The sequence below is a fragment of the Oleiphilus sp. HI0117 genome, assembly GCF_001635235.1.
Genome location: NZ_LWGA01000194.1, coordinates 1 through 290 on the forward strand (window position 1 = coordinate 1; position 290 = coordinate 290).

The window sequence follows — 290 nt, forward strand, 5'->3', positions numbered from 1 at the left end:
ATTAACTTCAAGCTGGGAAGCAGGTTGGCTTGATGCGAAAAATACCCTTAACGTTCTCAAGACGGATCAGGCATCATGAGTATATTTCAACGTCACCCGAAAGATCATGTTGCCTTATGGTTTGAACAAAGGCGCAAGCTAGGCGTAAGTGATGACATATATTGGGGGCGATATACGCCTCACACCTCAGAGCAAGAAGAAGCGCTAAAAGTAGATATCTTCCAGCACGCCAATGGTGACGGCATGAGCATAATGAAGCACATGCTGAACGATCTCGGTTTCACCAGTGT

General features: G+C 45.9%; 1 protein-coding gene. It reads left to right on the forward strand.

The features are described from left to right. Nucleotides 1-75 precede the first annotated feature (75 nt). Nucleotides 76-290, forward strand: a 215-nt coding sequence (locus A3757_RS02480) for a hypothetical protein (protein ID WP_156506121.1), incomplete at its 3' end; no start/stop codon positions are given.